Below are 13,337 nucleotides of genomic sequence, written 5' to 3'. Positions count from 1 at the left end.
AAGACATGCTCAAGGGTTTCAAAGATTTCATCATGCGCGGCAACGTCATCGACCTTGCCGTCGCGGTGGTCATCGGCGCGGCGTTCACCGCGATCGTCACCGCCGTGGTGGAGAGCATCATCACGCCGCTCATCGCGATCTTCTGGAAGGCCGATGCCAACGGCATCCCCGGTGTCACGGTCCCCGACCTGTACGGCGGCACCGTGACCTTCCCCATCGGCGGTCTCGTCAGTGCACTCATCAGCTTCCTCGCGGTCGCCGTGGTCGTGTACTTCGTCTTCGTCCTGCCGATGAACACCTGGAAGGCGCGTCAGGCCGCGAAGGCCGGCGTCACCGAGGAGAAGGAGGAGAAGCTCCCGACCGAGGCCGAGCTGCTCATCCAGATCCGCGACCTGCTCGAACAGCAGAACGCCGCTACCCCGACGCAGACCACTCCGCCGCGGGTCTGACCGCGCCTCAATAGTGCGGCGGCACGTCCTGCTGCATGCGGTCATCGTTCGGCCCGGCGCCCGGCGAGACGGATGCGGGGGGTTCGTCGTCTGCGGGCGGATCAGGCTCCGCGGCCGTGCCGGGAGCCGGTGTCAGCCGAGCCCGGCGCGACCCCGGCACCTTCTCGATCCGCTGGCGGTCAGCCGACATCGAGGGGCTGCGTCGTCGCGTCGACGCCCGGAGCGGCACCGGCCACACCGAGCATCCCCGCCACGCGGGCGGCGACGGCCGCCGGGTCGCTGTACAGGTCGAAGGCGTGCACCCGCAGGTAGTGCCAGCCGAGGCGTCGCAGAATCTGCGGGCGGAGCCGCAGTGATTCCCGCAGCGACTCGTGACGGGTCTCGGGGTCGCTCTCCACGACGATCGCCTTGCCCTCGTGGCGGGCGACGAGCGGGAGAAGGCCCCGGTAGTCGAGCTCGACGCTGACGCCGTGGCGGCGCAGCTCCCGGGCGAGAGCGCGGGTGAGCGGATCGGACAGGTCTTCCAGGTGCGCGTGACGGTTCCGGGCGGCCACGCCGCCGAGGATGCCCATGAGGGTCGCGGCGCCGTGCTCTAGCCGGCCGTCCTCGAACGCCGTGGGGCGGATCGACGAGACGATCACCATGGAGCGGCGCGCCCGGGTCATGCCCACGGTCAGCAGCCGCTCCCCGTCGGGCGTCGACAGGTCGCCGAAGTCGCTGAGCACGCGGCCGTGCTTGGTGAGGCCGAAACCGAGGGAGAAGATGACCCGGTCGCGGCTCTCCGCGACCGACTCTTCCAGCGTGAGCACCGCGAAGGGCTCGGCGGTGTCGCGCGCCACGAAGTCGGCGACGTCCGAGCGGCCTGCGAACGCGGCGCCGACGGCCGCGCGGATGCGCTCGGCGTGGCGGCGGCTCGCGGTGACCACCATCAAGGATTCGGAGCCGCGGTTCACGGCGTGCTCGATGACGAGCGTCACGACGCGGGCGAGCTCCGCATCCGGGCTCTCCACCGCACCGGTGACCGGATCGGGGTTGCCGGTGCCGCCCTCGACGTAGTCGACGCTGAGGCTGCCGCGCCCGAGATACGAGCCGGCCCACGGCAGCGACACGATCTCGCCGCCGTAGAACGCGTCGTTCACGAGTTCGGCCAAGTCTTCGCCGCCGGCCCGGTAGCTGCGGGGGAGGGTGGCGACGTCGATGGGGTCACCGGCGCGCTCGAAGACGCTCGTCTGGTCGAACGGCTCGTCGAACTCGTCGTGCTCCGCCGTGGCGCCCGCAGCGACCGCGAAGGGCGTGGGGCGCTGGGTGACGGGGTCGCCGAACAGCACGATCTGGCGGGCACGACGGAGCGCGGGAGCGGCCTCGGCGACGCAAAGGGAACCCGCATCCGCGATGATGACGACGTCGAATTCGGGCCAGTCCGGGATGTCGGGCACCTCGTACGGTGACGCGATCCACACCGGGGCCAGCACACCGAGGAGCGTCGGGGCGGCGCGCAGCAGCTGCTCGGGGTTGTCGACCCCTCCGCGGATGGCCTGCTTCAGCGCGTCTGACTCGTCGGCGTGGTCGACGATGCCGATGCGCCAGCGAGTGGCGAGCTGGTGCGCGAGGAGGGGACCGGATGCGGCAGCGTGCGCCTCGTCGACGAGTCGGTAGTCGCGTTCCAGCCGGTCAAGGACGGCGGTGTTCGCGCCGAGCAGGGCCCGGTCGGTGCGCAGCAGATGCTCGAGCGCGGACTGCCACCAGGCGAATTCGAGCTCGTCGGCGACCTGCGACTCCGGCACGTGCCGCACCGACAGCTCGGTGAGGAGAGATTCCAGACCGAGGCCGGCGAGTTCCGCTCGGAGGGCCGTGCGCTCGACGAGGTTGTCGAAGTAGGAGGACTCCGCCGCGAGCGCGGCGAGCGTCCGCACCAGGTGCTGGATCGGCATGGCCGACAGGCGCGCGCTGTCGCTGCGACGCAGGATCGTGGTCAGCTCACCGAGCTGCGCGTGCACGCGCTGCCAGGCGACGAGCACGTCGGCGAGCCCGACCGGGAGTTCGGGGATGACGCCCACGTCGACCAGCCGCTGCCAGTCGGCGCGCTGCTGGTGGATGCGCACGAGCGACTCGTACATGTCGGCGACGTGGACGCCCGGGCGGACGTACTCGCGCGACAGGCGCTTGAGGCGACGGCGGTTCGCGCTCGACATGGTGCCGGCGTCGCGCTTGGGCGCATGAGCCTGGATCAGTTCCACCAGGGGACGCTCGAAGACGGTGGGGCTGAACTTGTCGAGCGTTTCGCGGATGCCCTGCAGCAGGCGCAGGTACTCCCCCAGTTCGTCGATGGTGCGGAAGGGCCGCATCCGGGTCTGGGCGATCAGCTCGTAGCCGCGCTCGAGAAGGCTCGGCACGTCCTGGCCGTTGAGACGGCCGGCGCGCGCGTGCGCCTCTCGGGCCGCATCCGTGGTGTCGAAGGCGACGCCGTACCAGGGCGAGTCGTCCGGGCCGAAGCGGAATTCGCCCAGGCGGGCCGCATCCACGAGCCGGCGGGCGGCGGCGGGGCGGCGATCGCGCAGCACCTCGAGGGTGGCGATGTCGAAGCGTGCGCTGGTCGAGGGAGCCGGGGTGTGGGAGCTCAGTTCCGTGAGCTTGCGCACCACGTCGAGCGCGGAGGCACCGAGGGTGGGATGCTGCACGGTGAGTGCGCCGCGGTAGTCGCGGAGCACCGTACGCAGGCGCACGAGCGCATCGTCGATGTCGGACACCTTGGGCGCGGTGGCCTTCTCGTTGCGGCCGATCGCGCGGATGAGGTCGCGTCGCAGGTGGCGGGGCGACACGGCGAGCGAATCGAGGCCGATGCCGGCGAGGCGGTGCCGGATGCCGTCGAGGGTGGAGCGTCGGGCGCTGACCACGAGCACCCGCTTGCCGGCACCGACGAGGGCGCCGACGGCGTTGATCACGGTCTGCGTGCCGCCGGTACCCGGAAGGGTCTGCACGGCGAGCGAGTGCCCGGCGGCGATGCGCGCGAGCACCGCCTCCTGCTCAGCATCCGCGTCGAGCAGCAGCGTGTCGGCGGCGGGCGTACGGTCGTCGGGGCTCGTGACGGTGGGAAGCGCGGGGCGGAGCGAGACACGCTCACGGTCGGCGGGGTGACCGGCGAGCGCGTTGAGGAACGGCCGGTCGAGGTCTTGGGTGTCGCGTGTCATGCCGGAGCCGACGTCGACGAAGGTCGAGACGACGAGCCGCGGCACCACGGTGAAAGTCGGGATGTGCGTGGTCAGGGCGCGGAGGTGATCGATGACCGGCTGCGGTTTGAAGACATTGCCGTCGTAGGCGAGGCCCGCGAGAGCGGAACTGTCCAGGCTGATGCCGAAGTGGGTGCCGAGGGCGCGAAGGAGTTCCGGGTTGACCCGGAAACCGCCATGCAGCTTCAGCTCGAAGTCGGTGTGGTGACGGCGGATGCCGAGCGGGCGCAGCAGCACCGGCGCGGTGAACGGCACGCCGCCGATCTTCCACGACGCCATGCCCACGGCCAGGTTGACGGATTCGAGACCGCGCGCGGTGCGCAGCTCGACATTCTTCGCGGTGATGCGCTCCGCCGCGATGCGGGCGGTGCGCAGGGCCACCTCGTCGCGGTACAGGTTCGACAGCAGCGTGGAGCGGCCCGTCAGGAACTGCGGCAGGCTTCCCGGGTGCGCCTTGTTGATGTCGATGCCGCGCTCGGGGGTGTCCTCATAAGAGAGGAGCGTCGACCGGCCGCCGAGCAGGGCGGCCTGCGCACGGATGCGGGTCCGCTCGGTGTCGGCGATGTGCCCGACGTCGAGTCCGGGCTCGGCGACGCTCAGATCACCGGGGCGCACGGCCGTCTCCGCCTCGTCCGCTCCGGCCACCGCCGTTCCCTCTCCACGCCACACACCAGTCACCCTAGGCGCGGGTAGGCCGCAATCCCGGCAACACGAGCCGAGTTTCGCGGGATCGGCCGACACGCTGCGTGATCGGCTGTTCCTCCCCAAGCCTCCGAACACCCCCTCCCGTACACAGGTCGTCGCCGGCAGGGAGGCCCCCGCACACCCGCCCGCCAAGATGGGGACCATGATCCGAACCCGCTTCGCCGTCCACCCCACGCCGGTGGGCGACGCTCTCCTCCTCCACTCCGACCAGGGCCTGCTCGCCCTCGACCTGCTCCATGAGCCCTTCGGTGCGGCGCTGGAGCGATGGGCGCGGCGGCTGCAGGCCGCATCCGAACCCGACGACGAGGGATTCGAGCCGGTGATCAGATGGCTCGACGGCTACTTCACCGGCGAGCGCACGCCCTTCGCCGACACCCTGGACTGGCAGCTCGTGCATGGGTTCACCCGCGCCGCGCTGCAGGCCGTGGCCGACATCCCCTACGGCGAGACGGCGAGCTACGGCGAGGTGGCCCTGCACGCCGGCAGCCCCCGGGCATCGCGGGCGGTCGGCACCGCCTGCGCCACCACGCCGTTCTCGCTTGTGGTGCCGGTGCACCGTGTGGTGCGCGCCGACGGGTCGATGGGCGAATACGGCGGACATCCCGAGGTCAAGCGGTTCCTGCTCGACCTCGAGGCCGAAACGGTCGCCGGCGAGTAGGCCGCCGGCGACCGACGGAGCCGCCCCGGACAACCCGGATCCGGGGCGGCTCCGTCCTGTTCATGCAGACGGTGCGGTCAGTGCTCCGTGGCCTTCTCGGCGCCGAAGCCGGTGAGGGAGCGCACCTCCATCTCGGCCGCCTTCCGCGGGTCCTCCTGTGTGCGGGACGTGATCGAACCGAGCCAGCCGAGCAGGAACCCGAGCGGGATCGACACGATGCCGGGATTGTTCAGCGGCCAGATCGCGACGCCGGTGTTCTTGAACACGCTCGTCTCGGTTCCCCAGAAGACCGGTGACAGCACGATCAGGATCACCGCGGCGGCGAGCCCGCCGTACATGCTCCACACCGCACCGCGGGTGGTGAATCCGCGCCAGAACAGCGAGTACAGGATGGTCGGCAGATTCGCCGAGGCAGCGACCGCGAACGCGAGCGCCACGAGGAACGCCACGTTCTGACCCTGCACCCCGATACCGCCGATGATCGCGAGGATGCCGATCACCACGACCGTGCGGCGGGCGACCTTCACCTCGCCGTCCGGCGGCACCTGTCCCTTCTTCACCACGTTCGCGTAGATGTCGTGCGCGAACGACGCGGCTGCCGTGATCGTGAGCCCCGCCACCACGGCGAGGATCGTGGCGAACGCGACAGCCGAGATGAAGCCGAGCAGGATGGGCCCGCCCAGCGTCAGCGCCAGCAGCGGTGCCGCGGAGTTCACCCCGCCGGGGGCGGCAGCGATCGTCTCCGGCCCGACCAGCGCACCGGCACCGTAGCCGAGCACGAGGGTGAGCAGATAGAAGAGGCCGATGAGCCAGATGGCCCAGACCACCGACCGGCGGGCTTCCTTCGCCGTCGGCACCGTGTAGAAGCGCATCAGCACATGCGGGAGTCCCGCGGTACCGAGCACCAGCGCGATGGCGAGGGAGATGAAGTCCCACGGGTTCTTGCCGTACTGCAGACCCGGACCGAGCACCTTGTCGCCCTGGGGCGACGCGGCGACGGCGCCTTCGAGCAGCGTGTTCAGGCTAAACCCGTTGATGACGAGCACCCAGATCGTCATGACGATCGCCCCCGCGATGAGCAGGCCAGCCTTGACGATCTGCACCCAGGTGGTGCCCTTCATCCCGCCGATCAGCACGTAAACGATCATGAGGACGCCGACCACCGCCACCACGATCGACTGCCCGATCTGGTCGCCGATTCCGAGGAGCAGCGACACGAGCCCGCCGGCGCCCGCCATCTGAGCCAGCAGGTAGAAGAAGCACACTGCGAGTGTCGTGATGGCCGCAGCCATCCGCACCGGAGCCTGCTTCAGCCGGAACGAGAGCACATCTGCCATGGTGAACCGGCCGGTGTTGCGCATGAGCTCCGCCACCAGCAGCAGGGCGACCAGCCATGCCACGAGGAACCCGATCGAATAGAGGAACCCGTCGTAACCGTTGATCGCGATGGCACCGCAGATGCCGAGGAAGGATGCAGCCGAGAGGTAGTCGCCCGCGATCGCGAAGCCGTTCTGCGGCCCTGTGAACGAGCGACCGGCCGCGTAGTAGTCGGCGGCGGTCTTGTTGTTGCGGCTGGCCCGGATGACGATGAAGAGGGTCACCGCGACGAACGCCGCGAAGATGGAGATGTTCAGGATGGGGTTGTTCTCGACCGTCTGCACGGCGGCGTGGATGGCACCGAAGACGTCGTTCACGGCTGCACCCCGTGCTTCTGCTCGAGCTGGTCACGGATCGCCTTCGACTGCGGGTCGAGGCGGCGGTTCGCATAGGAGACGTAGGTCATCGTGATGACGAAGGTGGTCACGAACTGCCCGAGCCCGAACAGCAGGCCCACCGTGATGTCACCCCACACCTTCTGCGACATGAACTCGACGGCGAACGACGACAGCAGCACGTAGGCGAAGTACCAGACGAGGAACGCCACGGCCATGGGGAAGACGAAACTGCGCTGCGATCGTTTGAGCTGCTGGAAAGGCGGAGATTGCTCCACCGCGATGTAGTCGATCCCGTCTGTTGGAGCGGAATCCTGGTTCACGTGAGTCATGCGGCCTCCTCGCCTCATGCCTCGGACGCTTCGTCGCGCCCGAGGGGATGAACGCCACTGCCTGATCAGGCGGTGTTATCCTCGACGCTACGAAGGCGGCGAAGACGCCGTCACCCCCGGAAGTAGGTAGGCGCATCGTGGTGCACTCCGGATCTCCGAGTGACGTCCAGCTGCTGTCGCGCGCCGTTCACGACCTGGCGCGGCGGTCCCGCTTCGCAGCACATCAGGGACGTGGTAAACGACCTCACGGATGACTTCGAGCGGATTCACGTCTTGTCCCTGCCCGAGCTCATGGTGCTCATCCTCGGTGCGAGTGAACCGCCTCGCGGAGTCGTGTCGACAAGGTGGGAAGATGCAGACTGGCAACTGGGAAGTTTCGCGCGCGCCGCAGTAGCTCGACTGAAGAAATCCAACTACAGATCACCGTCGGCCCAATCCGTATATGAGTACTTGCGATCGAATGGCGGCTCTGATGCGCCCCTCACCAGAGATTCTGACTGGGTCTCTTACCTCCGACAACTACCAGACTTCGAGAAGGCGCGAGGACTTCGCGCGCACGCGGCACTCCTCTCGGTTATCGGAACGACGCTCGCACGACACCGATCCCTGAGCGACATCTCCCATGTCATCATCGACGAAGCACAGGACGTCACCCCACTTGAGTGGTTCCTCCTTGAGGCGATAAATGACGGCACGTGGACGCTTCTCGGCGACCTCAATCAGCGGCGGTCCGATCACAACCTCTTCAGCTGGCAACAGGTCTTGGAGGTGCTCGATCTCACTGAAGTGGACATGCCGATACGTCGCCTCGAACGCGGCTACCGGTCGACCCGACCGATTCTCGAGTACGCCAACCGCCTCCTACCGCGGGCCGAGCGTGCTGTACTCGCGTTCCAAGACAGTGGGCCGACGCCACGTGTCACGCGGGTTCGAGACTCCGAACTTGGTTCGACGGTCGATGCTGAAGTCCGTCGGCTCCTGCGGGAGTATCCGTCCGGAACCCACGCGGTGATCACGCCTCGATTCAGTGACGTGCGACAGTGGCTTCGCCGTCTCGGTTGGGCGATGCATGACCGGAACGTCGAGCTGTGGGAGTTCAACGGCCGGGTGGTTCGCGTTGTGGGACCGAATGCAGCACGCGGTCTTGAGTACGACGCGGTAGTGGTCGTTGAGCCGACCGAGTTTCCGAGGAACCTTGGGCGTCAAGGCCCGCTGTACACCTCACTAACTCGGGCCAACCGTGAGCTCTCCATCATCCACACGAAGCAGTTGCCGGACGCGCTGCGTCGTTAGGCCGATGACCTTGTACGGAGAACCGTGGTGGCGCCACTGGCAGCGAAACCCAGTCAAATGTCGTGCCGTCGTTCGCGCCGAAGCCGCCGGTAGCCTGTACCCCGAACCTCGGAGACGTGCATGCCAAACATCGTGATGACGAAGCTGAAGAATCAGCCGAAGGACAAGACCGTCCGCCTGAAGATCTTCGACTTCCTGGAGAAGCTGGCCGAGGACGACTCCACGTACGGCCTGCGCGTGAAGAAGATGAACCAGTCTGTGGACCCGCGTGCGCGCACGGCCCGGATCGACAAGAGCTGGCGCGCTGTGCTCTACCTCCTTGAGGACAAGTATCAGGAGCACACCTGGGTGTTCGCCGGCGCGTGGGAACACGACGTTGCGATCGAGCGTGCGCGGACTCTCAAGGTGAACCTCAACGAGATCAACGGCGCGGTGGAGCTCATCGCTGAAACCATGCCTCCCACCTATCCGCCATTCGTCGCCGGTGCGGCTCCCACCACGAGCGCGCCGACCGCACCGGGGCACCTTCATCAGTTCAATTACTCGCTGTCCGATCTCGTCGACGAGCTGGGCTTCGCGCGGTCCGTCGCACATAGGCTCCTGGATGCCGCCACCGAAGACGAGATCCTTACTCTCGCGCAGAGTCTGGAGAACGCGTGGGAGCAGGATGCGGCGGTCAGTCTCGCGACGGGAGCATCGATAGAGGCCATCAAGGATGAGCTCCGCCTCCAGGCCCCGGTTCTCGACGCTGACGCAAGTGAGGACGAGAAGATCCTTCGAGCACTCGAAAGCGACGTGTCGAAGATGCAGTTCACCTTCGTCGATGACAACGTGGAACTGCGGAAGATCATCGAGGAAGGCGACTTCGCGGCGTGGCGGGTGTTCCTCCACCCCGAGCAGGCACGGTACTCGAAAGGCGACTACGCAGGACCGTTCCGGCTCAGCGGTGGTGCCGGCACCGGTAAGACGGTGGTCCTCCTGCACCGCGCCCGGCACCTTATGATGCACAACCCGAATGCCCGGGTCGTCCTCACAACCTACACACGCGCGCTCGCCGAGAACCTCAAACGAGACCTCCTCGAACTGGACCCCGAGATCCGCATCGCGTCCGCACTCGGCGAGCCTGGCGTGCTGATCCGAGGGGTCGACCAGCTGGGTGCGGCGGTGAGGCAGAAGGCTGGCCAATCGTTCGGGCAGACCGCGGGCATCATCCTCGGGGAGGTTCGCGGCCGCGTCGGGCAGATCACTGGCAGCCGCGAGCGCTGGTCGTCTGCCGCCGTCGGCTCCACCGACGACCTCCCTGCCGCAGTGACGACGGACACATTCCTGGAGGGCGAGTATCTCCACGTCGTTCTACCAGCCCGCGTGACGTCGCGCGAGGAGTACTTCGCCATTCGACGACCGGGGCGCGGAGTCGCGCTCGATCGCAAGAAGCGCGACTCCGTGTGGTCGATCATCGAGCGCTATCGGGAGAACGCGCGGTCCACGTCTTCGCTGTCCTACGCCGAAGTCGCGGAGATCAGCGCCGCCTGGCTCGACCTGTATGGGGAGGAAGCAGGCGTCCTCGCGGATCACGTGCTCATCGACGAGGGGCAGGATCTCTCGCCCCCGCAATGGAAGCTGCTGCGCGCGCTCGCTCGCCCGGCACGGAATGACATGTTCATCGCCGAGGACGCGCACCAGCGCATTTACGGACATCCCGTCGTCCTCTCGCGCTGCGGCATCGCGATCGTCGGGCGCTCCCGTCGGCTCACGCTCAACTACCGAACGACCGCTGAGAATCTCGCATTCGCTATCCGTTCGCTCGAGGAAGGCAACTTCATCAATGCGGAAGGCGGCACGACCGAGATCGCGGGTTACCACTCAGCACGTCGCGGCCCGACTCCGGTCGTCTTCGGGGCGCGGAGCGAGCAAGAGCAACTCGCCTGTGTCTGCGATCTCATCGAGAGCTGGGTCGGCGATGAAACCGTCGATGCCGGAACGGTGGCTGTCCTCGCTCGTACGAACGATCGGGCACTCGCCGTGCGCGACGCTCTCGTCGGTCACGGCATCCCCGCGAACCACGTCAAGAGCGCGCAGGGGACCAGCGACCGTGTCCTGACGCTGACGATGCACACGGCGAAGGGGATGGAATTCAGCCGGGTCGTTCTCTTCAACGTCAGCGAGGGAGTGGTCCCGAGCACATGGATGCTGGATAGCGCAGCCCCCGAGGAGCGCGGCGAGGTCATGCTCCATGAGCGATCCCTCCTCTACGTGGCGGCCAGCCGTGCGCGAGATGCGCTCGCCGTGACGTGGAGCGGATCTCCCAGCCCTTTGTTGCACGCAGACACTCCTACCCACGACGTCACGACCGAGGAGCATTCGGGTGCGACCGTCTGACCACCCGCTCCGTGCCCGAACTCGACCCGCGTTTGACTCGGGTGGGGGAGCAGTGAGGATCGTCGACTTGTTCGCTGGCTGCGGCGGTATCACACTCGGCCTCGCTCAGGCGTCTCGGGCTGCCGGTCGCGCGCTCGAGATCGCGCTCGCCGTGGACTCTGAGCCCCTCACGACCTCCGTCTACCAGCAGAACTTCGCGTTCGCAGAGCGCATCGAGACCGCTCCGGTCGAGGCGTTCTTCGACGGAGTGCTGGGCGATGCGCCGACATTCGTGGAGCAGCGCATCGCGGTATCGGTGGCGGATGTCGATGTTCTGGTGGGCGGACCACCCTGCCAGGGACACAGCAACCTGAACAACCACACCCGTCGAGTCGATGAGAAGAACGCTCTGTATCTGCGGATGGTTCGAGCGGCGGAGATCCTCCGTCCGCGCCTGCTGCTGATCGAGAACGTGCCATCGGTCCTTCGCGACCGTCACAACGGTGTAGGCGTCGTCGCGCGGGCAGTCGAGCACCTTGAGGGAATCGGCTATCGAACCGAGCACCGAGTCGTCGTCCTCGCCCGCTTGGGAGTGGCGCAGACCCGACAGAGACACGTCATGCTGGCGACCGCTCCGGGCGAGCCGGCCCCTGCGCGCCTCTTCGATGCGATCGAAGCTTCGGCCACTCTGCATGACCTGCGCTGGGCGATCGGCGACTTGACCGACACGACGTCGGCCTCGATGCTCGACCGCGAGCCGCAGGCCATGGCGAAGAACGTTGAGCGGATGCAGTTCCTCCTGGACAACGGCCTCTACGATCTTCCGAACGCGCTGCGTCCGAACTGCCAGCAGGGCTCGCACTCTTACAAATCGATGTACGGCCGTTTGCGATGGGATGAGCCGGCGCAGACGATCACCAGCGGCTTCGGCAGCATCGGTCAAGGTCGCTACATGCATCCGGACCGCACCCGAGCACTCACGGCACACGAAGCCGCGCGGATCCAGGGCTTTCCGGACTACTTCGACTTCTCCGCATGTCGCACTCGGAGCGCCCTGGCTACGATGATCGGCAATGCCGTCCCGCCGCAGCTGGGCGCCGCCGTCTTGACCGCGTTCCTGGCGCTCTCGGCGCAGTCAGAAGAATCGGTGCGCGCCGAAGCGCCGCAATCGGCTTGATGTGTCGGACCGGCGCGCCATACTGGAAGGCTTTGCTCTGGGTTTATGCGAATGGGGACTTGAGGATGAGCTTTAGCGTGGTTGACGACACAGCGACGGGGAGCGCAGAGGTGCCGGAGATCGGCAGCCTGGTGAATGTGCGTGGAGCGCGATGGTCGGTTACCGACGTGACCGCGCAGTCGCTCCCGCGTAGCAGTGCAGACGACGGGCGCGCAGAGCTCCAGCACGCCGTGACGATGCAGTCGATCGAAGAAGATCACTACGGCCGCGAGCTCACGGTCATCTGGGAGCTCGAGCCCGGCCGGAGCGTCGTTCATGAGCAGGGTCTGCCGACCACGGTCCAGCCTGACCAGTTCGACGACCCGACGACCTTCGCCGCATACGTCGACGCGCTCCGATGGGGAGCACTCACGAGCGCCGACCCGAGGACGCTTCAGGCCCCGTTCCGCAGCAGCGCGTCCGTCGAGGCCTACCAGCTCGAGCCGCTTCGTCGCGCGATCGACTCCCCGCGGGCGAACATGCTCCTCGCAGACGACGTCGGCCTCGGAAAGACGATCGAGGCGGGCCTGGTCATCCAGGAGCTCCTTCTGCGGCATCGCGCACGCTCGGTCATCGTCGTCTGCCCCGCGGGCCTCGTGATCAAGTGGCAGGAGGAAATGCGCGACAAGTTCGGCCTCCACTTCGAGATCGTCAACTCCGAGACGATGAAGGCGTTCCGCCGCACCTTCGGCGTGCACGCCAACCCGTTCCGCGTGTACCCCCGCGTCATCGTCTCGATGTCGTGGCTGCCCTCCCCGCGCGCCGAGCGGATGCTCGAAGAGCTCTACGCGAGCGTGAAGGATGCCCGCACCGCAGAGCGCCGCGCATTCGACATCCTCGTCGTCGACGAGGCGCACCATGTCGCACCTTCGGCCCCGACCCGTTCCTCGTCGGATAGACCACGGTACGCGATCGACAGCCAGCGCACGACGGCGGTGCGCCGGCTCGCGGAACTCTGCGAGCACCGTCTGTTCCTGAGTGCGACTCCGCACAACGGGTACACCGAGTCGTTCACGGCACTTCTTGAGATGGTCGACCCGCAGCGGTTCGCGCGTGGCGCCGACCTCGACGAGAAGGCACTGCAGCAGGTCGCGGTTCGTCGCCTGAAGCGCGACCTACCCGACGAGGGCTTCCTTCCCAGATCCGTGAAGGCGTTGTGGTTCGACCCGACGCATGATGAGTCGGACGCATACGACAAACTCATCGCGTTCACCAGGCGGAGGAGCACCGCCATCAAGCAGGAACGGGGCAAGCGTGCGTCGGACCTCGCGACGATCATTCTGAAGAAGCGTTTCTTCTCGTCACCGGTCGCGTTCGCGTCGACCGCACAGGCATATCTGCACGCGCGCGGCGACGAGGACATGCAACTGCCCGACTACGACGACAT

Annotated in this window: 10 protein-coding genes; 6 read left to right on the top strand and 4 right to left on the bottom strand. The window is 67.3% G+C overall.

The window, feature by feature from the left end:
• Positions 1-5: 5 nt before the first annotated feature.
• Positions 6-449 (top strand): large conductance mechanosensitive channel protein MscL, encoded by a 444-nt coding sequence (gene mscL, locus NT132_RS04360; protein WP_297785337.1) that lies wholly within the window; start codon positions 6-8, stop codon positions 447-449.
• Between the two features lie 7 nt (positions 450-456).
• On the opposite strand, the gene NT132_RS04355 is transcribed toward mscL, so the two are convergent.
• The gene (locus NT132_RS04355; RefSeq protein WP_297785334.1) at positions 457-639 is read right to left on the bottom strand and encodes a hypothetical protein; all 183 of its coding nucleotides are present in this window, start codon (positions 637-639) and stop codon (positions 457-459) included.
• A complete protein-coding gene (locus tag NT132_RS04350) occupies positions 629-4,321 on the bottom strand; it encodes an AAA family ATPase (RefSeq protein WP_297785331.1) in 3,693 nt (1,230 codons plus the stop codon). The genes NT132_RS04355 and NT132_RS04350 overlap by 11 nt, the downstream gene beginning before the upstream one ends.
• A 202-nt stretch (positions 4,322-4,523) precedes the next feature.
• Here NT132_RS04350 and NT132_RS04345 point away from each other — a divergent pair, with 202 nt between their 5' ends.
• Positions 4,524-5,039: a methylated-DNA--[protein]-cysteine S-methyltransferase gene (locus tag NT132_RS04345; protein WP_297785328.1), complete on the top strand. Its 516-nt coding sequence runs from the start codon at positions 4,524-4,526 to the stop codon at positions 5,037-5,039.
• Between the two features lie 77 nt (positions 5,040-5,116).
• Here NT132_RS04345 and NT132_RS04340 read toward each other — a convergent pair whose 3' ends face one another.
• Both NT132_RS04340 and NT132_RS04335 read right to left on the bottom strand, forming a co-directional pair.
• Positions 5,117-6,733 carry a cation acetate symporter gene (locus NT132_RS04340; protein ID WP_297785325.1) on the bottom strand — a complete coding sequence of 539 codons (1,617 nt, stop codon included), beginning with the start codon at positions 6,731-6,733 and terminating at the stop codon, positions 5,117-5,119.
• Positions 6,730-7,083, bottom strand: coding sequence for a DUF485 domain-containing protein (locus NT132_RS04335; RefSeq protein ID WP_297785322.1), 354 nt, complete (start codon positions 7,081-7,083; stop codon positions 6,730-6,732). Before NT132_RS04335 ends, NT132_RS04340 begins: the two co-directional genes overlap by 4 nt.
• Before the next feature lie 231 nt (positions 7,084-7,314).
• On the opposite strand from NT132_RS04335, the gene NT132_RS04330 reads away from it, so the two are divergent.
• The 4 genes from NT132_RS04330 to drmD form a co-directional block, all read left to right on the top strand.
• On the top strand, positions 7,315-8,376 hold the full coding sequence (locus tag NT132_RS04330; RefSeq protein WP_297785319.1) for a hypothetical protein: 1,062 nt from the start codon (positions 7,315-7,317) through the stop codon (positions 8,374-8,376).
• 120 nt (positions 8,377-8,496) lie between these two features.
• Positions 8,497-10,755: a 3'-5' exonuclease gene (locus NT132_RS04325; protein ID WP_297785316.1), complete on the top strand. Its 2,259-nt coding sequence runs from the start codon at positions 8,497-8,499 to the stop codon at positions 10,753-10,755.
• A 52-nt stretch (positions 10,756-10,807) separates the two neighbouring features.
• Positions 10,808-11,911 carry a DNA cytosine methyltransferase gene (locus NT132_RS04320; protein ID WP_297785313.1) on the top strand — a complete coding sequence of 368 codons (1,104 nt, stop codon included), beginning with the start codon at positions 10,808-10,810 and terminating at the stop codon, positions 11,909-11,911.
• A gap of 77 nt (positions 11,912-11,988) precedes the next feature.
• Positions 11,989-13,337: DISARM system SNF2-like helicase DrmD (gene drmD / locus NT132_RS04315; RefSeq protein WP_297785310.1), on the top strand; the 1,349-nt coding region annotated here is incomplete at its 3' end.

The organism is Microbacterium sp., from assembly GCF_026393345.1.
Taxonomy (GTDB): domain Bacteria; phylum Actinomycetota; class Actinomycetes; order Actinomycetales; family Microbacteriaceae; genus Microbacterium.
Note: the sequence above shows the minus strand (reverse complement) of the source record. Positions and strands in the feature narration are given on the sequence as shown.

What these genes read in the sequence shown, in the direction of transcription:
- mscL (WP_297785337.1), top strand. Translation starts at nt 6, where the DNA reads ATGCTCAAGGGTTTCAAAGATTTCATCATGCGCGGCAACGTCATCGAC.
- NT132_RS04355 (WP_297785334.1), bottom strand. Translation starts at nt 639, where the DNA reads ATGTCGGCTGACCGCCAGCGGATCGAGAAGGTGCCGGGGTCGCGCCGG.
- NT132_RS04345 (WP_297785328.1), top strand. Translation starts at nt 4,524, where the DNA reads ATGATCCGAACCCGCTTCGCCGTCCACCCCACGCCGGTGGGCGACGCT.
- NT132_RS04335 (WP_297785322.1), bottom strand. Translation starts at nt 7,083, where the DNA reads ATGACTCACGTGAACCAGGATTCCGCTCCAACAGACGGGATCGACTAC.
- NT132_RS04325 (WP_297785316.1), top strand. Translation starts at nt 8,497, where the DNA reads ATGCCAAACATCGTGATGACGAAGCTGAAGAATCAGCCGAAGGACAAG.